The following is a 19,345-nucleotide window of genomic DNA, read 5'->3' as shown; positions in this document are numbered from 1 at the left end:
TTTGGCGCATACAAGAATATCCGGCTGAATATCAAAATGCTCAAAAGCCCAGAACTTACCTGTTCTTCCGAAGCCAGCCTGTATTTCATCCAAAATCAAAAGGGTACCGGTTTTATTACACCTATTTCTGAGCGCCTTAAAATACTCTTTACAGGCCACCTTTATTCCAGCTTCTCCCTGAATGGTTTCTACAATGACTGCTGCAGTTTCACTGGTGATTTCTTCCAATTGATGAAAGCTACCATAGACTACATTTTTAACACCTGGCAATAATGGGCGATATGCTCTTTTAAAAATCTCATTACCCCCTACAGATAAAGCTCCTTGGGAAGAACCGTGATAGGCATCCACACAACTGATGATCTCTCTCCTGTTGGTATACCTTTTGGCAAGTTTCAAAGCTCCTTCTACGGCCTCACTGCCCGAATTGACCAGGTACACATTGTCCAGACCATGGGGGAGGGTGTCACATAATGCCTTTGCCAATAGTGTCTGCGGACTCTGAACATATTCTCCATATACCATCAGATGCAGGTATTTATCTAACTGCGCATGTATGGCTTCCAGTACTTTGGGATGTCTATGACCGACATTACTGACCCCTATGCCTGAAATTAGATCTAAGTAGGATTTGCCATCGGAGCCATACATATACACTCCTTCTGCTTTTTCGATTTCTATTAAAAGTGGAAAATCTGTAGTCTGTGCAAGGTGGTTAAGAAATAGTTGCCTATTATTCATGAAAATTTCAGGAAATGAGATGTTTATAGATACCAACTTCAAGCAAGATATATGGAGCTTTAAAGTATTTGGTCATATGATTTGTTGATAAAAGTACGCACATGTGCATGATTTTATCATAATTTTCTAAACCTGAAGAATATCCCCAAAGGTAATTTTTTGTCAAATCGATCTACGAGATACAGTTCTCCATGCTCAGCATTGTTGACTTCCTTGAAATTGGAATTGATCAGGTTGGCTGCAATGATAGAGCTGAAGCTTAGGGAATACATGTTTAGGATTAGAAAATGATGTTTTTCCTCCAAAAGTTCCGCACAGATTTTCAACATTTCATTGATTTGTTCTTCCAGGATCCACTTTTCACCATCAGGACCCCTTCCATAGGCAGGTGGGTCCAGAATAATTCCGTGGTATTTATTTCCTCTTCTTACTTCTCTTTTGATGAATTTCATGGCATCGTCTACGATCCATCTGATTCCATCCTGGCCTGAAGATTCCATGTTGTGTTTGGACCAAGTAACCACCTGTTTGACAGAATCCAAGTGCGTGACTTCAGCACCACAGGCTTTTGCTGCTACAGATGCAGCACCGGTATAGGCAAAAAGGTTGAGTACTTTAGGGTTTTTGACGGGTAGCTGATTTAAGGTGTCCGCAATATAATCCCAATTGACTGCCTGTTCGGGAAACAAACCAATATGCTTGAATGAAGTCATGGCAAGATTGAGTTTCATTTGCAGACTATTAGGACCTTTGTATTGGATCTGCCAATTGTGCGGGATTCTTTTCAGTTCGTTCCAATTCCCTTTTTCCGGATTGTTTTTTTCCTTGGAAAAATGAGCATGCGCCATGGCTGTCCATTCGGTATCTTTCATACTCTTATCCCAAATGGCCTGAGGTTCCGGTCTGCTCAAAATGTAAGGGCCGAATCTTTCAAGTTTTTCAAATGCTCCGGTATCTATAAGTTCATAATCCTCCCAATTTTCGGGAGTCAATGACAAAATGGTTTCCTTCATGGTACAAAAGTAAAAATATAATTGAAGGGACTTTTCATTTATTTTTAGGAGATTTATTTACATATTGGAGAGTATAAAAAAATAATGTCATGTATTCACAGGTGGTAAAGTATTTAGCGGGGTTGGTATTGATCATGGTTTTTGTTGACTCCGGACTCGTAGCGCAGTCTATTTCTTCTATCAAACAGAATGATGTGGACATGGGTAGGGCATTCAGGCTCAATTCAAAGAGTGATGGTACAAAAGGGACTCCTTTTATGTACGAAGAGGCACCAAAAGCCAAAATAGCTTTGAAAGGGGGAAAGATCTATGATGAAATCCCGGTGAACATACTTCTTGAGAAAAATGAGGTCTACATTCAGACAGGAAGCGAAGATGATGAACCTTTATTATTGAAAAACTGGGAATGGATGGAGACGCTGGAAGAGTATCCGAAACTTTTCAAATTGGAATATTTAGAAGGGAAAGAAAGAATCGTAGAAATTCTTTATGAAGACGGCAGGGAAAAATATATTGCATTACACAAAAAAGTAATGGTAAAACCATCTAACCTTAAAGATGGCTATACCGGCCCTCAATACGATACCTACAGACCTGACACCAAATTTTATAAAATCAATGGGCTGTCTTCAGAAGAGTTTAAGGGAACAAAAAGTGGTATAAAAGAAATAGCAGGATCAAAATACAGTGATGTGCGGTCTTTTATGAAAGATAATAAGATCAAAATGGAGAATTCCGCAGGTATGAAGAAGGTTCTTTTATATATTTTTGACTAAGTTTCTATACCATACTTACATCCATTTTTCTAACATCCTTTCACTGTTGTACCATAATTTTTCCCTCATGCTTTTTGAGTTGGCAGATGAAGAGGTTTTGGCTGGTTTTGATTTCTTGAAATAGCTTCCATTCTGAGCGGCGGGTATTTTATTTTTGCCTAGGTAGATACTCGTTTGTGCACCTTGATCTGCTGAAATCATAAAGGGCTTTGCCAATACCCAAAACAACTTGAATATACCACCTGCTTCACTGGCGAAATTTGTCTTTACCACGCCCGGGTGTAGCGAGAAGGCCTGCAAACCCTGTTCACCATATCTTTCTGCCAATGATTTGGAAAAAAGAATGTTAAACAGCTTGACATTGGCATAGGCATTAAAAGCACTGTAGCTATTTTTCTTATAGTTCAAATCATCAAAATTTACTTTTGCTGCTTTGTGGGCTTCAGAACTCACATTGATGACTTTTGGATTGGAAGACTTGAGAAGCCAAGGCATGAGTTTGTTAGTGAGTAAAAAATGACCTAAATGGTTGGCCGATAAACTTAATTCAAAATCATCTTTGGTCATGGTTTTTTCATGAAATATTCCTCCGGCATTATTGATCAGCACATCAATATGGCTCACTTTATTTTGTATCGTATTGACCGCGTCAACCACCGTGTCCAAAGAAGCCAAATCCGTATGAATATATATTGCTTTGGCTTGTTGCTCCTTTGGTAGACTATCAATCATCTCCTGTGCTTTTTTTGGGTTCCTCGCTAGAAGCAATACTTTTTCAAAGTGAGGAGTGAGCTTTTGGAAAGTGATGGCACCAATTCCGGAAGTAGGCCCTGTAATTGCAAGTATCATGTTATGTTGTTTGTTATAGTAAATCAACTCCTTCTTTACGATTAAGTTTCCCTTAGGCTTAGAAAATAAATATTTTACTTATGTGCTCAGGTCCAGAGTCTGAAAAGATATTTAATTTTGCACTTTATATTTTTTCGTCTCTCTTGCGTAATTTTTTGTATTTTCGAAGCTATTATATTTCAAAAAACCACAAAAAAAGAAACTCAAGCTTTATAGGCTTCTTCCTTTGATATTGGAAGTCAGTCTGTTGAGAGAAACTTTAGGAGAAAATTGTGCAGCAGTGGAAAAGTCCCAAACACCCCAAAAACCATTTATCGACATTGAAAATGTCTTGAAAGACAAAAATCCCGGATTACATAAGTGGATGCCTGGTTTTGTTGTCAGTTATGTCAAACGTATCGTACATGAAAAAGACATCAATCAAGTAATGGCTAAAATAGGTCATCTTCAGGGGATGGATTTTGTAAATGGTCTTATTGAGGAGTTTGGAGTGGAAGTGTCCTTGACCGGAGCTGAAAATATCCCAATGGATAGACCGGTTATTTTTGCTTCCAATCATCCATTGGGAGGTATGGATGGAATTGCATTTATGTATGCCTTGGGTAAATACCGACAGGATATCAGGTTCTTGGTAAACGATATCCTGACCAATATCAAGAATTTTGAACCTATGTTTGTTCCGGTCAATAAGCTTGGAGCCAATAGTAGGGAAGTCAGTAAGTTGATCGAAGAAACATATGCTGGAGAAAATGCTGTTTTGGTATATCCTGCAGGTTTGGTATCTCGGAAGCAGGCAGAAGGGATCAAAGACCTAGAGTGGAAAAAGAGTTTTATTTCCAAAGCGAAACGCTACAAAAAAGATATAGTACCTGTTTATACAGAGGGAAAAAATTCTAATTTTTTCTACAATTTGGCCAGGTTCCGTAAGCAACTGGGAATCAAAGCCAATATTGAAATGCTTTACCTGGCAGATGAAATGTTTTCTCAAAGAGGGAAAAAAGTAGTCATACATATAGGAAAACCAATTTCTTACCAGTATTTTGATAAATCGAAAACTGAAACCGAATGGGCCGAAGAAGTAAAAAATATCGTTTACCAAATGGCCTAAATTTGAAAATATGCAAGCAGTTATACCCGCTATAGATAAAGAATTAATAAAGAAGGAGCTTTCCCAGGATAGATTTCTGCGTTATACCAATAACGGTAACAATCAGATCTTTTTGGTAGACTATCATTTGGCTCCGAATGTGGTAAGGGAAATAGGGAGATTGCGGGAACTTACATTCAGGGCTGCAGGAGGCGGAACGGGGCTTTCAGTTGATCTCGATGATAATGACACAGATGAGAATTGCTATCAACAACTGATTACCTGGAATCCTGAAGATGAGGAAATTGTAGCTGGGTATAGGTTGATCCATTGCAGAAATGCAGGTATAGATGCCAATGGTACTATCAATTTGTCTACAGCACATTTATTTAAATTTTCGGAGACCTTCAAGAAAGATTACTTACCATATACGATTGAGCTGGGTCGTTCTTTTGTCCAACCTAAATACCAACCCAGCATAGACAACAGGAAAGGCTTATTTTCCCTTGATAATCTCTGGGATGGTTTGGGTGCTGTGGTGAAGCTGAATCCTGATGTGAAGTATTTGTTTGGAAAAGTGACCATGTATCCTCATTTCAATAGGGATGGAAGGGATATGCTCTTGTATTTTATGCATCACTATTTCCCTGATACTGATCATTTGGTGAGACCGCATGATCATCTTCTACTTTCTTATTATTCGGATACAACTGAACTGGAATTGCTTTTTAGGGGCTTGGATTATAAAGAAGGCTATAAAATGCTGAATTCTAAAATCAGGTCTTTTGGAGAAAATATTCCTCCATTAATCAATACCTATATGAACCTGTCTCCTACAATGAAAACCTTCGGCACTGCTCTCAATGATGAATTTGGAGCTGTGGAAGAAACTGGTATTTTGATTACATTGGAGGATATACATGAAAGCAAAAAGCAAAGACACATAGATACTTTTGAAAGGGATAAAGTTTTTGGAATCAAATAACGAAAAATGAAGAAAACTGTGATCATTGGAGCCTCGCCCAATCCTTCTCGCTATGCCTATGTAGTTGCTAGTATGTTAGCTGAGAGGAAAATTCCATTTGTTCCTGTGGGGATCAAAAAAGGAAGTGTTTTTGGGGAGGAAATTTTGAATTTAAGGGAAAAGCCGGAAATAAAAGATGTGGATACCGTCACCATGTACCTAGGTCCACACAATCAGCCTGAATGGTATGAATATATTCTCTCTTTAAAACCAAAAAGGATAGTTTTTAATCCCGGAACAGAAAATCCCGAATTTTTTGAAATGGCAAAAAAAGAAAGTATTCAGGTAGCTGTAGCCTGCAACCTGGTACTTTTGAGCACAGGTCAGTTTTAAGGGTTTTTATTTTCCAAAAATCTGTTCATGAACCAAATATGTGGAGCAGATATCAGCGAAATCAATATAAAAAAGAAGAGGATAAGTTCATTGGGTGACATCCAATGATAAAATATAGCCATAAGGATCCAGATTCCAGCCAAACTGATAGCTGTAAAAGGCATTAACTTTTTGACGAAATTATAAAATGCGTTTTGTCCCAAAAATTTTCTCAATACCCTATACTCTTCATTCATGCTTGGCAGTGCATGCCAGAAGCCAAAATAAATGATGAAACCGAGTAACAATGGCAAGTGATACAGGACAAAACCCAAGACCACTGCCTCAACTATAAAATAAGAAACCTTTGAGGGCTGATTATATGCTATGAGAATATGCGAAACAAGAAAAGAAAATGACATGATTGCAATACCATAGCCTTCGAAATTTTCAATATTGATAATACTTTCCAGCAAACTTTTGGTGTAGGCAAAATCTCCATACAGAATGATACTCAGGTAGTAAATTCCTAAAAAAAGGTAAGTTGATTTTTTCAAAACACTGAGCTCATATTCAATGAAGTGACTTTGTCCAAAATGAAAAGCTGACATAATTAAAAATGCTATAAGCGCTAACAATGGGAGGTATATCCATACCACCAAATAAAGCAATATGATTATTATATATTTGGCCAAAAATTTTACTAGACCTCGAGTATCAATCTTGGGACTTATTAATAAGTGATCTATGGCTCCATGTGGAATGCCAACTGTTAACAATATCAATCCGAATGAAATATATTCAAATAAATCATTTCCATTAAAGAAAAGGAAGTATATCAGTGCAATGGATAAACCCATTGCTTTACCATACCATTCAATGCCTTTCATATTGCAAGAGGGACTTGATGAATATATTAAATCGCAAACGCATCAAAATGCTTAGTTCTTCAAGAAATGACGTTTCCTCATTTAGAAACTTCAGAATCAATGAAGCTTTGTTTTTTGAAAACATCAACCAGAAAATTTCAGGCAACTCATTCGGCCATTTACTGACTATGTTGAGAAGTATATTGTCATAAAAATTAAACCTTTGATGTTTTTTTAAGAAGTGTGAATGAAGAGGCTTTTCTAATGTGAGGTGCTGAACTATTTCAGTACAATGTTTTTGGATATTGTAAAATGTAAAGCCTGTTGATGCTTTGGTGCAGCCTCCAAGTGTACCCATGTAAATAATAGAGTCAAAATTATTTTTGTTCACAAAGGGTATGGTGGACATTGGGATGCTTCCTTTTTCTTTTTGCTTTATTTCAAATGAGCTGTTGGGGTAGTTTTTTTGAAGGTACTTCAATATATAATTGTCCATTTCCTTTTCTTCAACACTACCTTTTGTGTAGGTTGTAAACTCTACCAATGCTTGGTTTTTCGAAAATGGAAGTATATAGAAGAAATCGTTTGATTGGTTAGATTCAGTATCAAAATGCATGAATGTAGCCGCATCTGTTTCGAATACTTCGGAATCCGTATAGACCTCCCAACCTACGAAAACCTGTTTGATAATATTTTTGCCTACCACTTTTGAAGTAGGTATGGAGGTGAATGCTTTTTCACAGGTAAAAACACCGTGATTCTTTAATGTTACCTCTGCAGTGTGATCATTTAAGGCGCTTACATCCTCTATTTCATCCTGCAAAAAAGTAATGTTATCAAAGGACTTTAAAGACTCGAAAGCCTCTTTATAAAAATCAGAAGATTTGATGTGAAAGTATTTTAAGCTTTCTAATCCTTTGTAATTTGTATCGTTGTTTTTGGTTATTTTTAATTTATCCCAGTATTTCAAAGGAGCAGATTTGGGATGAAAAGTAGCAGGTTCCTCAGCCCAATAGCACCAAGTCCTGTCATTAAGGGTTTTGCTATCCACATCAACCACAAGAATCTTTTTTTCTTTCAGTGGACTATCTAATATGTGTCTGACAAGTGAAATACCAGCACAACCAAATCCACAAACAATGTAATCATAGGCTACCATGGGCGGGTGGTTAAATATGGCTATCCCAAAAATGGGATAGCCATAATAGTGTTTTAAGCTGCAAGCTTAGCTTTTCTAGCTTTATTGGTTTCTGCAATAGCTACTGAATAAATAACTAGTCCAAACCCAATTTTGTTAATTGCATCAGCTAAGTTGTAGAACAAATCGATGCTTGATACTTCGAACACTCCAGACAATAGGTTTCCTGGCAACACCATGTAACCGATAGGATAGATTGACCATCCAAGAGTGATGAATATCTTCAACAAAAACATAGCTCTTTTCAATTCAGGGCTATTGGAAGAATTGGATAATTTGGCAACATCTCCTGCGAATACTTCATAGACGATGTACAAATAACCAAGGGTAGAAGCTACACCCCAGAAAATGTTGTTGTCTATTCCTGAAGTCTCACCGATGTAACCTGTGATTAGCATGACCAAGGAAGCCAAGATCAACTTTGTTAAAGTGGCGGTTTTTGCTCCGAATGGTTTTGTTAATAAATAAAATTCCACACACATCAAAGGTACTGTCAAGGTCCAATCCACATACCTAAATGCAGTTGGACTAGTTCCTGTGATCATGTAGAAATCTCTCATGTAATAGTAGTGGACTGCGGCGATACCCGTGATCAGACCAGATACTAAGAGAGATGTTTTCCATTTACCATCTACAGAACTTCTTTCAACAAAGAAGAAAACTGCAGAAGCAAACATAGCCATATAACCTATAAAGAAGGTAATGGCTACTGGGTCGCTGTTAACGATGCGATCGAGACCCGCGATTTCAGCGGCTAGAATGGTGTTCATAGTAATTTGTTTAAGTGAAATTGGATTTTTGTAAAGTAAATTGGTGATTCATCTGCTATAGAAAGTGATCAGAAAAATATTTGTTTAACCTTGACCTCTAATTGTTAAACAAATGTACTTAAACAGTTGTAATTCAGATATAAGTAGCATATAAATGGTATATACATAATTCACACTTGTTTTGTAAAATTTTCTATAGGCCAAATTTTATTTTAGTGTATTTGATTTGGGAAATACCAAAAAACATGGATTTTTGTGTATCTGCGATAAGGTCAGAAATTGGTGGGCGCTGTCAATTTTTTTGCGTATTATTACGGGTTAATTAAAGCAACACATAATCTCTTTTTTTAAGAACAAAAAAGGCGTTTTAGATACACTATGAGCGAAAATAAAGAAGGAAATCAAAAGGATTATTCAGCAGGTAATATCCAGGTTTTAGAAGGTCTGGAGGCAGTTCGTAAAAGACCGGCCATGTACATTGGTGATGTAGGAGTGAAAGGACTTCACCATTTGATTTGGGAAGTCGTGGATAATTCAATTGATGAGGCCTTGGCCGGACATTGTGATACCATTCGAGTAGTCATCCACGAAAATAATTCTGTTTCAGTTGAAGATAATGGAAGGGGCATTCCTATAGACATGCACCATAAGGAGAAAAAGTCCGCTTTGGAAGTTGTGATGACCGTACTTCATGCAGGAGGTAAATTTGATAAAGATACTTACAAAGTGTCTGGAGGTCTTCACGGAGTTGGCGTATCTTGTGTTAACGCACTTTCGACTGATATGAAAGCTACTGTCTACAAAGACGGTAAAGTATATGAACAAGAATATAAAATAGGAGTACCTCAATACCCTGTAAGGGAAATAGGTACTACGGACAAAAGAGGTACTGCAATACACTTTATTCCGGATTCCAGTATTTTTCAGATTACTGAATTTAAATACGAAACCATCGCCAATAGATTAAGGGAAATGTCTTTCCTCAATGCAGGCATCAGAATTTACCTCACGGATTTGAGGGAAGTAGAGGATGGAGAGCCAAGATCTGACGAATTTTATTCTGAAGGGGGGCTTGTAGAATTTGTGCAGTACCTGGATGAAACCAGGGAGAAAATCATAGATCATCCAATCTATATTGAAGGAGAAAGAAATAATGTCCCTGTTCAGGTGGCCATGAATTACAATTCTTCTTATTCTGAAAATGTAGTTTCATATGTCAATACCATCAATACCTATGAAGGGGGTACCCACGTTTCCGGCTTTAGAATGGCATTGACCAGGACATTGAAGAGTTATGCGGATAAATCCGGTATGTTGGATAAGATCAAGTTTGATATTGCAGGTGATGACTTCAGAGAAGGACTCACGGCTGTCATTTCTGTAAAAGTTGCAGAGCCTCAATTTGAAGGTCAAACCAAGACCAAGTTGGGTAACTCGGATGTTTCCGGTGCTGTGAATGCCGCAGTTTCTGAAACTTTACAATTTTGGTTGGAAGAGCATCCAAAAGAAGCTAAAATTATTGTTGGTAAAGTAATCCTGGCTGCTCAAGCAAGACATGCTGCCCGTAAAGCCCGTGAGATGGTTCAAAGGAAGAATGTATTGGGCGGTGGAGGTTTGCCTGGTAAGCTGGCAGATTGTGCCAACTCTGATCCAGCGGTTTGTGAATTGTACCTGGTGGAGGGTGACTCTGCCGGTGGTTCTGCAAAGCAGGGAAGGGATAGGGATTTTCAAGCTATTCTGCCTTTGAAAGGTAAAATTCTAAATGTTGAAAAAGCCCATGAGCATAAGATTTATGACAATGATGAAATCAAAAACATCTTAACTGCTTTAGGTGTAAAGTTCGGTACAGTAAATGGAGACAGAGAATTGGACCTCACCTCACTGAGGTATCATAAAATTATCATCATGACGGATGCTGATATAGATGGTTCCCATATCCGAACACTGATATTAACCCTTTTCTTCAGGTACCTGAGGTCTCTTATTGAGAATGGTTATGTCTACATCGCACAGCCACCTTTGTATTTGTTGAAAAGAGGTAAGGATGAGCGATATGCTTATAATGAGGATGAAAGAAAAAGGCTAACTATTGAAATGGTAGGCGAAGGCAAGGAAGACAGCATCAACTTGCAGAGATACAAAGGTCTGGGTGAAATGAACCCAGAACAACTATGGGTGACTACCATGGATCCAAAAACCCGTACCTTGAAACAGGTAACCATAGACTCTGCAGCAGAAGCAGATCACCTGTTTTCCATGTTGATGGGGGATGAGGTTCCACCAAGAAGAGACTTTATCGAAAAAAATGCTAAATACGCAAAAATCGATACCTAATATTGGTTCGTATTGTTTTAGAAAGGGGCTTTGGCCCCTTTTTTTCTTTAATTCATAAATTTTTAAACTGTCTGCATTCGAATCCTATTTATAGAATGTTAGTTTTGTATAAGATCGAAAGAGTATCATGAAAGTAGCAGCTATAGATAAATTTGAAAATATAATTGAAAGTTCTGACTTGGTCAGTCGTGACCTGAGTTGGGTGAAATTCAACGAAAGGGTTTTTGACCAGTCCAAAAAGCAGAGCAGATCGGTTCTTGAAAAGCTAAAATTCTTAGCCATTACAGCTTCCAATCTGGATGAATTTTTTATGATCCGGATAGGGTCACTATACAATTACCTTGACTATGATAAGGAAAGGGTTGATTATTCTGGGCTTCGGGAAGAACCTTTTAAAATGAAGCTGCTCTTGGAGTGCCAAGCGTTTCATAAAAGGCAGCAGGAACATTTTGTAAAAAATTTGCTTCCTGAAATGCACAGTAGTGGATTCATTCTCAGCAATGTGAAAAATCTGGAGCCGGAAGAGAGGGAGTACATCAAGGCTTATTTTAATAAAGCGGTTTACCCCATGCTTACGCCCATGGTATTCGATGGGTATAGAACTTTTCCTATTTTGATGAATAAACTTTTGATTTTTGGAGTGGTCACCTTGGCCCCGGGAGATAAAAAAGAAAACAGGAAATTATCTTTTGTACAAATACCTGCCAATATCCCGCGATTCTTTGAGGTGGAAAGGGAAGACTTAGTAGTCTATATACCTATTGAAGAAGTCATCAGGGAAAATCTCATTTCGCTTTTTAGAAATGTCAATATTGAATCTGTAAACCTTTTCAGGATTACAAGAAATGGAGATTTCACTCTGGAAGAGAGTGAAGACATGGATGCTAACTTCCTTGAAGAAGTCAAGCGGAAATTGAATGAGCGAAAAACAGGCAGGGTCGTAAGGATAGAGATTGAGGAAGGCTACAGTAAATGGATGGTCAGCTTACTTAAAGAGCGTTGGAATATCCAGGATGATAGCATTTTCAAAGTTGAAAAAGCCAGTATGCTTGATTTCAATGGGCTTTGGCAAATAGTTGGAAATAAGAGGTTTAAGGATAAAATGCCGTATATTCCTAATCCTGTGCCACCTATTTCTTATCCTCAGGAAGGCACTGATGACGTTTTCCAGGTACTCAAGGGTAGGGATATTCTTTTACACCACCCTTATAATAATATAGACCCCATTCTCGACCTCATAGAAAAAGCATCAGATGACCCGAATGTGATGGCCATCAAAATGACAATTTATAGGTTGGCCAAAGATTCCCGTATTACTAAAGCCCTGCTAAGGGCCGCCGAAAATGGGAAGCACGTGTCAGTTCTTTTTGAGGTAAAAGCGAGGTTTGATGAAGAAAATAATATAAGGGAGGCAAAAAAACTTCAAAAAGCCGGTTGCTTCGTGATTTATGGGATCAGCAACTTGAAAACCCATACCAAACTGATGTTGATTGTCAGGAGAGATGAAAACAGGGTTACCCGCTTCGTTCATTTGGGGTCAGGTAATTACAATGAAGATACAGCGAGGTTGTATACAGATATTGGTTTATTGACTACAGATGAAACTTTGGCCAATGATGTGTCAGAGTTTTTCAATGTAATTACGGGACATTCCATGCCTACCACTTACCAAAATCTTATTACTGCCCCCCGGGATATGAGGAATCAGTTGATTGCCTTTATTGAACAGGAAGCAGAAAATGCAAGAAATGGATTGGCTTCAGGTATTGTGATCAAGGTAAACTCGCTTGAAGATTCTGAGATCATTTATGCGCTTTATCGAGCATCGCAATCGGGGGTGCCTGTAAAGCTTATCATCAGGGGAATCTGTTGTCTGAGGCCGGGAAGGATGGGGCTAAGTGAAAATATTGAAGTGATTTCTATTGTAGGAGAGTTTTTGGAACATTCCAGGATTTATCACTTCCACAACAATGGAGAAACCAGGACCTACGCAGGCTCTGCCGATATGATGGTCAGGAGTTTTGACAAAAGGTTGGAGTCTTTGTTCAGGGTTCAGGATCCTTTGTTGGAAAAACAATTGATCAATATTTTAGCCTACAACTTAAGAGATAATGTCAATTCTTACAAGATGATTGAGGATGGATCTTACGAAAGAAAAGTGCCTCAGGATGATGAAGATGAATTCAATGTTCACAAAGAATTTTTCAATGTGAAAATTGAAGAAGTGATGAAGGTTAAGTTGTTCTAATCCCAAGGTTGGATTATAAAGTGCAATCAAGAAGTGATTTTATTAGCCTCAAGTAGCTTGAGGCTTATTTTTTGGATGATTTTTTATTCTTGTTCTTTTTGTATAAAACCTGCATAAGACCATCCATTAACCCAACTTCAGGGATTATCATTTTTTTGGAAGAAGCTGCCTCCATCGCTGCAAGGTAGATTTTTGAAGCAGGAATGATCACATCCGCCCTATCATGGTTGAGGTTCACTTTATTTACCCGCTCTTCAAAGCTAAATGATTCCAAATACATCTGTATTTCCTTGATTTTATCCATGCTGATGAAAATTTTGCCTTTTCTGGATCCCGCAAGTTCAAAAATCTTATTGATGTTTCCGCCAGTGCCTATACAGGTGATTTTATCTTTTACACTGACGTTTTCCCTAATAAAGCTGCTCATGCTTTTCCAGACAGAAGGAAGCACTTTGTCTTCCAAGGCTCTTACCGAGCCGATTTTAAATGACTTGGATGCTATTTTTTCATGGTTCTTATAAATATTCAATTCTGTACTGCCTCCGCCAACATCTATATGCAAGTAAGGTTTCTGATCAATGTGCGCCCCAAGGGCCATGTTGATTAATTCGGCTTCATGATTTCCATCTATTATATTGATTTTCAGCCCGACATCTTCCCTTACCTCTTCTACAATTTCCTTCCCATTGATTGATTCTCTCATGGCAGATGTAGCACAGACCATATAATCATCTACTTCATACAAGTCTATCAGTAGTTTAAACGCCCGCATCAATTTTACAAACTTCCGTCTGTTTTTGTCTGAGATTCTTTGCTCATGAAAGACATCCAATCCTAACCTCAATGGAAAACGTAAGTATTCCAATTTTTTGAAGTTGACGACTCCTTCATAATGAGTTACATGGGTAATTTGTAATCTGATGGCGTTTGAGCCTATATCAACTGCAGCAAGTCTCAATGTATATTTTCATTTGGTCTCGTGCTAAAATAAAACATAGGATCTGCATTAATAGCTTATTCAGATTTTTTCTGAGAAATGAAAAAATATTTTTTCAAAAGCTGATGTGTAAAACTACTAAGTTTATAATTTGAAATAGGGGATTGAAAACAATAACCTTCACAAAATTTTAAGCTGTAGTATTATCCTGTCTAAACCTTCTGACAGATACCAGAATACTCATTGTCAGAATCAAAAACACCACCGCCAAAGACACTTGAGAGGGGAGGTGATAGGTCGCTGAAAGCACCATTTTTAGGCCAATGAAGGCCAGAATAAAGGATAGACCATGTTGTAGATAATGGAACATCTCAAAACTATTGGATAGTAAAAAGTAAAGTGCCCTCAACCCTAAAATGGCAAAAATATTCGAAGTATAGAGGATCATAGGATCTTGGGAAATTGCAAAAATCGCTGGTATGGAGTCGACAGCAAATAATAGATCAGTGAATTCAATCACTGCCACAACTACCAATAACTGGGTTGCAAAATTTTTCCCGTTGATTTTCACAAAAAATTTCCCGTCATGATACTTGGGATCAACCCGGAATAATTTGTGAATGAGCTGGGTACCAAGAGATTTCGAAAAATCCTTGTCTTCATCTTCATTCCCTCTATTTTTAAATGACTTGTAACCGGCTATTATGAGAAATAAACCAAAGATGGTCAATATGATATTCACATTAAATGCCCTTCCCAAGAGTTCGAACTCGGGAAGGTACGTCCTGTTGATGATGGCTATTCCTGAAAAAATAAAGATTGCCCTCAATACAATTGCACCTAAAATACCATAGAATAGGACCTTATGCTGGTATTTTTCAGGTACTTTAAAGTACTTGAAGATTAAAATAAAAACAAAGAGATTGTCTACGCTCAAAGCTTTTTCGATCAAAAAAGCAGAGTAATACTGTGAAGCTTTTTCTATTCCAAAATCCAAATAAATATAGCCACCAAATAGAAGGCCAAGCCCAATCCAGATGATTGACCATTTAATGGCTTCTTTATTACTTACCTTGTGATCTTCCTTGTTAAAAATAAATAAATCCACGCCTAAAAGGCCTAAAATCAAAATGGCGAATATGACTATGACGTAGGTTTCTTGCTGCACAGAAGCTTAGGATTAATGGTAAGGTAAATCTGAATTCAGGGATTTTAAGCTTTCAAATCACATTTTTTGGTAATAATGTTTTCTAAGCTTCCTTTTTACCCTAAAATAATTGATGAATCCCAAAAGCAACATACCTAATGATAACGCGAAGGCCAAGAAGCCAAGATCACTGATATGCTCCAGAGCATTGACTTCCATCAATGCAGTACCGCTGACCAAAAAATAAAGAGAAGTGCGGATATAAGAAAGCAATGTCCTGTCATTTGCAAGGTTGGTTCGCTGCCTGGCAAGATAATCTCTGACAATGAGCTCATTTTCTGGTATATTTTCTTTTTCCATATTGAAAGGAGTTTTTCAAACCTGATTCAGCATGCAATTTAGGAATATGTGTGGCAAAATAGAAACCATAAAATTATATATAAAACTGCTATTAGTTTTTGGGTTTACTTACTTTTGGTATTGAGAGTAATTACTTAGCATATATACCTTAGTAAACAGTTATGAGCAAACCGAATTTTGATGATATTTTTATGGAGTTGGCAGTGAATCTTGCCAAAAGATCCCACTGTATCAAAAAGCATGTGGGTGCTGTACTTACCAAAGAAACCAGAATCATTTCGATTGGGTATAATGGACCTCCTGCGGGTACACACAACTGTGACGAAGAATTCCCGGAGCATGGCTGCGCTAGGGATAGCAAAGGCAGTTGTACGCTTGCATTACATGCAGAACAAAATGCTATCCTTTATGCTGTCAAGAACAATACTTCGGTTGAAGGATCCACTTTATATGTGACGCTTGCACCTTGTTTGGCTTGTGCCAGGATAATTTTTTCTATGGGAATTCAAAAGGTTATGTACATGTACTCCTATGCGGAGTACAAAGGCCTGCCTCATGATGAGGGTGTGGAGTTTCTTAAAAAATTTGGTGTTGAGGTAAGTAAATATGAGAAGGAAATCATATTTGATGACCCTTTGATTTAAAGAAAATTGACCTCAGGGGAAAGCAGGATGCCGAATTTCTCCTTTACAGAATTTTGTATCTTTTCGCTGAGGGATTTGATCTCGGCACCATCACCACCACCATAGTTGACCAATACCAAGGGTTGATTTTGGTGCACACCAATATTGCCAAATCTCTTTCCTTTCCATCCGGTCTGTTCAATAAGCCAGGCGGCAGGTACTTTTACACCTTCAGGCATAGGGTAACCAGGAATAGAAGGATATTGCTTTTTCAGTGCTTCAAACTTTTCTGTTTCTATTGTCGGATTTTTGAAAAAGCTGCCTGCATTACCAATCTTTTTTGGATCGGGTAATTTAGATTGACGGATATGAATGACAGCATCAGAGATCGCTTTGATAGTCAGGTCATTTACCTGCATGGCATTTAAAGTATCTTGAATGGCCCCATAGGCTGTGTGGAAAATGGGTTTTTTATTCAGCTTGAAACAAACCCGGGTAATGATATACTTGCCTTTGAGTTTATTTTTAAAAACACTTTCCCTGTAGCCAAATTCACATTGTGCCCAATCAAATTTTTCAATAGCTAAAGTATCCCTGTTTATTGCTGTTAAGTTTTCAAAAACTTCTTTGATCTCTATACCGTAAGCACCTATGTTTTGCATAGGAGAGGCACCAACTGTACCCGGTATGAGTGAGAGATTTTCTACACCAGCCCAGTTTTTTTCTATGCTATCCAACACAAAGTCATGCCAATTGACACCAGCACCTACTTCTACGAAAACATGTTCAGCTGTTTCTTTTGTTACCTCCATGCCTTGAATATTGATCTTCAACAATATAGCATTCAGGTCCTTTGTCAAAAGTATATTGCTGCCACCACCCAAAACAATCAAAGGGAGGTTAAGCTTTTTGGAAAAATCAATAGCCTCAAGAATATCTTGTTCATTGGTAGCCTCAGCAAAGTATTTGGCTATTTTATCTATTCCAAAAGTATTGTAGGGGAGGAGGGAAATGTCTTTTTGTAATTGCATAGCCTGAAAATGTATTGCGAATTAAACAAGAATTTGACCAAATTGAAAGCCAATTCAATCAATTTAGCTTGCTATATTTGAAGGTTAAACTTTTTATCCAAAACGTTTTTCTGTTGTTGGGATGATTGGGATTCAAGTATGACAATCATGTTTGCTGTCTGCTACAGGAAAAGATTCCCTGTTCCAGAACCGGAGAACGTCTTGATTTGGACAAGTTCCTAGGGAAGGGAATGGTAATGGCTTTTGAATAAAACAAAATATAAACAGATGAAAGAAATCGTAATCAACGGAGTGAGGGTTCGCCCAGGTCAGACATTAAACATAGAGATTGCCATCGCAAGATTACCTTCTCATACTTTGATTGATTTACCTGTCTTTATCAAAAGAGCGAAGGAAGATGGTCCTGTTGTATTGATCTCAGGAGGCGTCCATGGGGATGAAATCAATGGGATTATTGCCGTAAGGAAAATGCTTGATGAGGAGGCCTTGAACCCTATCAAGGGAACATTGATTTTTATGCCTCTGGTGAATGTTTATGGATTTTTGAGTAATAGCAGGACCTTTCCGGACGGCCGTGATTTGAACAGGAGTTTTCCCGGAAGTAAGAAAGGGTCTTTGGCTTCACAGATTGCTTTTATTCTCAGTAATGAAATAATTCCTCAAATTGATTATGGTATTGATTTCCATACTGGTGGCAGAATGCTTTCTAATTTTCCCCAGATCAGGGTAGATTATAAGGATAATAAGGGTGTAGAGTTGGCGAAAGCTTTTGGAACTCATTTTATTTTAAACTCTCCTCATATTGATAAATCTTTTAGAAAGGAAGCTTACAAGCGTAAAAAGACCATCTTGGTATATGAGGGAGGAGAGTCTATGCGATTGGATGATTTTGCCGTTGATGAAGCAATTGCTGGAACCAAAAGGATGCTCGGCCATCTTGGAATGCTAGGAGAGCCTACTTTTACAAAAAACACACTTATTCTGAAGGAAAGTTCTTGGCTTAGAGCTAAGGCTTCCGGCATTTTTAATTCTACAGTGAAGTTGGGGGATGAAGTGAAAAAAGGGCAAATGCTTGCCAAAATATCTGATCCCTACGGTCAGGTGAAAGTCCCTGTCAAATCAACATACAATGGACATGTGATTGGACTAAATAACAATCCTGTGGTCAATGCAGGGGATGCTTTGGTTCATATCGGTAGGGTTTGAGTCTGTATTTTTAAAAGGGTTTCACTATCAAAACTGTATATCACCCTTAAATAAAATCCAGCTTAAGCTGGATTTTATTTACCTTAATGAGATATTGTTAGGGATGAAAAACTCCCCTTCAGTAATTTTTAATTCTTGCCTTTCAGACAATTCTCCATCGTCGTCTATAGGGAATAAGGTTGCCTCAAACCTGCCAATACTGCCTTGTGGATTCAATTCATCAAAAACTACCCATCCGTCATCTCTTGCTCCAGGGTGGTTCCGCTGCAAGAGGTCGGCTATAAATTGGTTTCCATTCTCATCAAAATAGAGGGTAGTAATTCTGGGAACAACTCTATTGTTGACATTGATCCCTAATTGCATCTCGTAACGGGTGCCGATTGTTATGGTTTCCAGCGTTCTTAAGCTGATGTATATAGCATTCTTTTGATTGTCATTACGGGTGGTCATAGTAAAAAGCATATACCTATTCACTTCATTAGGATCCTCGAGAAAAAGAATCCCAGCCTCATCATTGGCACGAAACTCTTGTTGAACACCGTTGACTTTGAACCTGTAGTAGTAATCGGGTCTGTCTGGTTCTCTGTCACATGAGGAGAATACAGCGACAAAAACAGATAATAGCAATATTTTACTCAGGAGTCTCATTGTTTTATGATTTTGGTGACGTCTTTAAAACGCTTTTTTACAGTTATTTTGTTTCGTAACAAAAGGTAAAATTAATGGAAAAATAGAACTTATCCTGATTTCAGAATTTAAAAAAAAATGGCTACACAGCTGATTGCCATGTAGCCAAATTTCTCACATCTCTATAAACTTT

The 19,345-nt window shown here is 37.9% G+C and carries 19 protein-coding genes; 8 read left to right on the top strand and 11 right to left on the bottom strand.

Features of this window, described 5'->3' with window-relative positions; all coding sequences use genetic code 11:
• Positions 1-741, bottom strand: a 741-nt coding sequence (locus tag EA341_RS18395) for an aspartate aminotransferase family protein (RefSeq protein ID WP_293016639.1), incomplete at its 3' end; no start/stop codon positions are given.
• A 116-nt stretch (positions 742-857) separates the two neighbouring features.
• The gene (locus EA341_RS18390; RefSeq protein ID WP_293016638.1) at positions 858-1,754 is read right to left on the bottom strand and encodes a class I SAM-dependent methyltransferase; all 897 of its coding nucleotides are present in this window, start codon (positions 1,752-1,754) and stop codon (positions 858-860) included.
• An 89-nt stretch (positions 1,755-1,843) separates the two neighbouring features.
• On the opposite strand from EA341_RS18390, the gene EA341_RS18385 reads away from it, so the two are divergent.
• A complete protein-coding gene (locus EA341_RS18385) occupies positions 1,844-2,530 on the top strand; it encodes a hypothetical protein (RefSeq protein WP_293016637.1) in 687 nt (228 codons plus the stop codon).
• A 15-nt stretch (positions 2,531-2,545) separates the two neighbouring features.
• Here the strand turns inward: EA341_RS18385 and EA341_RS18380 are convergent, their stop codons facing one another.
• Positions 2,546-3,379 (bottom strand): SDR family NAD(P)-dependent oxidoreductase, encoded by an 834-nt coding sequence (locus tag EA341_RS18380; RefSeq protein ID WP_293016636.1) that lies wholly within the window; start codon positions 3,377-3,379, stop codon positions 2,546-2,548.
• 247 nt (positions 3,380-3,626) lie between these two features.
• Here EA341_RS18380 and EA341_RS18375 point away from each other — a divergent pair, with 247 nt between their 5' ends.
• Genes EA341_RS18375 through EA341_RS18365 form a run of 3 tightly spaced genes read left to right on the top strand, consistent with a single transcriptional unit; the run spans position 3,627 to position 5,823 of the window.
• Positions 3,627-4,487 (top strand): 1-acyl-sn-glycerol-3-phosphate acyltransferase, encoded by an 861-nt coding sequence (locus EA341_RS18375; RefSeq protein ID WP_293016635.1) that lies wholly within the window; start codon positions 3,627-3,629, stop codon positions 4,485-4,487.
• 10 nt (positions 4,488-4,497) lie between these two features.
• The gene (locus EA341_RS18370) at positions 4,498-5,451 is read left to right on the top strand and encodes a GNAT family N-acetyltransferase (protein WP_293016634.1); all 954 of its coding nucleotides are present in this window, start codon (positions 4,498-4,500) and stop codon (positions 5,449-5,451) included.
• A 6-nt stretch (positions 5,452-5,457) separates the two neighbouring features.
• A complete protein-coding gene (locus EA341_RS18365; RefSeq protein WP_293016633.1) occupies positions 5,458-5,823 on the top strand; it encodes a CoA-binding protein in 366 nt (121 codons plus the stop codon).
• Here the strand turns inward: EA341_RS18365 and EA341_RS18360 are convergent.
• The 3 genes from EA341_RS18360 to EA341_RS18350 are packed head-to-tail and all read right to left on the bottom strand — an operon-like array spanning position 5,820 to position 8,639.
• Positions 5,820-6,692: a Brp/Blh family beta-carotene 15,15'-dioxygenase gene (locus tag EA341_RS18360; protein WP_293016632.1), complete on the bottom strand. Its 873-nt coding sequence runs from the start codon at positions 6,690-6,692 to the stop codon at positions 5,820-5,822. The two genes, EA341_RS18365 and EA341_RS18360, sit on opposite strands and share 4 nt — an antisense overlap.
• Complete coding sequence (locus EA341_RS18355) at positions 6,679-7,830, bottom strand: lycopene cyclase family protein (RefSeq protein WP_293016631.1); 1,152 nt, start codon at positions 7,828-7,830, stop codon at positions 6,679-6,681. The genes EA341_RS18360 and EA341_RS18355 overlap by 14 nt, the downstream gene beginning before the upstream one ends.
• 53 nt (positions 7,831-7,883) lie before the next feature.
• A complete protein-coding gene (locus tag EA341_RS18350; protein ID WP_293016630.1) occupies positions 7,884-8,639 on the bottom strand; it encodes a bacteriorhodopsin in 756 nt (251 codons plus the stop codon).
• Between the two features lie 378 nt (positions 8,640-9,017).
• Here EA341_RS18350 and gyrB point away from each other — a divergent pair, with 378 nt between their 5' ends.
• Both gyrB and ppk1 read left to right on the top strand, forming a co-directional pair.
• Positions 9,018-10,973, top strand: a complete 1,956-nt coding sequence (gene gyrB, locus EA341_RS18345; RefSeq protein ID WP_293016629.1) for a DNA topoisomerase (ATP-hydrolyzing) subunit B — start codon at positions 9,018-9,020, stop codon at positions 10,971-10,973.
• Positions 10,974-11,100: 127 nt separating this feature from the next.
• Entirely contained in the window at positions 11,101-13,221 is a 2,121-nt protein-coding gene (gene ppk1 / locus EA341_RS18340) for a polyphosphate kinase 1 (RefSeq protein ID WP_293016628.1), read from the top strand.
• Positions 13,222-13,285: 64 nt separating this feature from the next.
• Here the strand turns inward: ppk1 and EA341_RS18335 are convergent, their stop codons facing one another.
• The 3 genes from EA341_RS18335 to EA341_RS18325 all read right to left on the bottom strand — a co-directional run bounded on the left by EA341_RS18335 (position 13,286) and on the right by EA341_RS18325 (position 15,665).
• Complete coding sequence (locus EA341_RS18335) at positions 13,286-14,179, bottom strand: phosphatase (protein WP_293016627.1); 894 nt, start codon at positions 14,177-14,179, stop codon at positions 13,286-13,288.
• A gap of 169 nt (positions 14,180-14,348) precedes the next feature.
• On the bottom strand, positions 14,349-15,326 hold the full coding sequence (locus tag EA341_RS18330) for a TerC family protein (protein WP_293016626.1): 978 nt from the start codon (positions 15,324-15,326) through the stop codon (positions 14,349-14,351).
• Positions 15,327-15,383: 57 nt separating this feature from the next.
• Complete coding sequence (locus tag EA341_RS18325) at positions 15,384-15,665, bottom strand: DUF202 domain-containing protein (RefSeq protein ID WP_293016625.1); 282 nt, start codon at positions 15,663-15,665, stop codon at positions 15,384-15,386.
• Between the two features lie 161 nt (positions 15,666-15,826).
• Here EA341_RS18325 and EA341_RS18320 point away from each other — a divergent pair, with 161 nt between their 5' ends.
• The gene (locus EA341_RS18320; RefSeq protein ID WP_293016624.1) at positions 15,827-16,309 is read left to right on the top strand and encodes a dCMP deaminase family protein; all 483 of its coding nucleotides are present in this window, start codon (positions 15,827-15,829) and stop codon (positions 16,307-16,309) included.
• On the opposite strand, the gene murB is transcribed toward EA341_RS18320, so the two are convergent.
• Positions 16,306-17,319, bottom strand: coding sequence for a UDP-N-acetylmuramate dehydrogenase (murB, locus tag EA341_RS18315; RefSeq protein ID WP_293016623.1), 1,014 nt, complete (start codon positions 17,317-17,319; stop codon positions 16,306-16,308). The two genes, EA341_RS18320 and murB, sit on opposite strands and share 4 nt — an antisense overlap.
• 267 nt (positions 17,320-17,586) lie before the next feature.
• Here murB and EA341_RS18310 point away from each other — a divergent pair, with 267 nt between their 5' ends.
• The gene (locus EA341_RS18310; RefSeq protein WP_293016622.1) at positions 17,587-18,525 is read left to right on the top strand and encodes a succinylglutamate desuccinylase/aspartoacylase family protein; all 939 of its coding nucleotides are present in this window, start codon (positions 17,587-17,589) and stop codon (positions 18,523-18,525) included.
• Between the two features lie 78 nt (positions 18,526-18,603).
• On the opposite strand, the gene EA341_RS18305 is transcribed toward EA341_RS18310, so the two are convergent.
• Positions 18,604-19,173: a hypothetical protein gene (locus tag EA341_RS18305; protein WP_293016621.1), complete on the bottom strand. Its 570-nt coding sequence runs from the start codon at positions 19,171-19,173 to the stop codon at positions 18,604-18,606.
• Positions 19,174-19,345: the final 172 nt, after the last annotated feature.

It is taken from the genome of Mongoliibacter sp. (assembly GCF_007692705.1).
Lineage (GTDB): Bacteria > Bacteroidota > Bacteroidia > Cytophagales > Cyclobacteriaceae > Mongoliibacter.
Note: the sequence above shows the minus strand (reverse complement) of the source record. Positions and strands in the feature narration are given on the sequence as shown.

Excerpts from the sequence above, each read along its gene's own strand:
- EA341_RS18390 (WP_293016638.1), bottom strand. The coding sequence starts at position 1,754 with ATGAAGGAAACCATTTTGTCATTGACTCCCGAAAATTGGGAGGATTAT.
- EA341_RS18385 (WP_293016637.1), top strand. The coding sequence starts at position 1,844 with ATGTATTCACAGGTGGTAAAGTATTTAGCGGGGTTGGTATTGATCATG.
- EA341_RS18380 (WP_293016636.1), bottom strand. The coding sequence starts at position 3,379 with ATGATACTTGCAATTACAGGGCCTACTTCCGGAATTGGTGCCATCACT.
- EA341_RS18370 (WP_293016634.1), top strand. The coding sequence starts at position 4,498 with ATGCAAGCAGTTATACCCGCTATAGATAAAGAATTAATAAAGAAGGAG.
- EA341_RS18365 (WP_293016633.1), top strand. The coding sequence starts at position 5,458 with ATGAAGAAAACTGTGATCATTGGAGCCTCGCCCAATCCTTCTCGCTAT.
- EA341_RS18360 (WP_293016632.1), bottom strand. The coding sequence starts at position 6,692 with ATGAAAGGCATTGAATGGTATGGTAAAGCAATGGGTTTATCCATTGCA.
- EA341_RS18355 (WP_293016631.1), bottom strand. The coding sequence starts at position 7,830 with ATGGTAGCCTATGATTACATTGTTTGTGGATTTGGTTGTGCTGGTATT.
- EA341_RS18350 (WP_293016630.1), bottom strand. The coding sequence starts at position 8,639 with ATGAACACCATTCTAGCCGCTGAAATCGCGGGTCTCGATCGCATCGTT.
- gyrB (WP_293016629.1), top strand. The coding sequence starts at position 9,018 with ATGAGCGAAAATAAAGAAGGAAATCAAAAGGATTATTCAGCAGGTAAT.
- ppk1 (WP_293016628.1), top strand. The coding sequence starts at position 11,101 with ATGAAAGTAGCAGCTATAGATAAATTTGAAAATATAATTGAAAGTTCT.
- EA341_RS18325 (WP_293016625.1), bottom strand. The coding sequence starts at position 15,665 with ATGGAAAAAGAAAATATACCAGAAAATGAGCTCATTGTCAGAGATTAT.
- EA341_RS18320 (WP_293016624.1), top strand. The coding sequence starts at position 15,827 with ATGAGCAAACCGAATTTTGATGATATTTTTATGGAGTTGGCAGTGAAT.
- murB (WP_293016623.1), bottom strand. The coding sequence starts at position 17,319 with ATGCAATTACAAAAAGACATTTCCCTCCTCCCCTACAATACTTTTGGA.
- EA341_RS18310 (WP_293016622.1), top strand. The coding sequence starts at position 17,587 with ATGAAAGAAATCGTAATCAACGGAGTGAGGGTTCGCCCAGGTCAGACA.
- EA341_RS18305 (WP_293016621.1), bottom strand. The coding sequence starts at position 19,173 with ATGAGACTCCTGAGTAAAATATTGCTATTATCTGTTTTTGTCGCTGTA.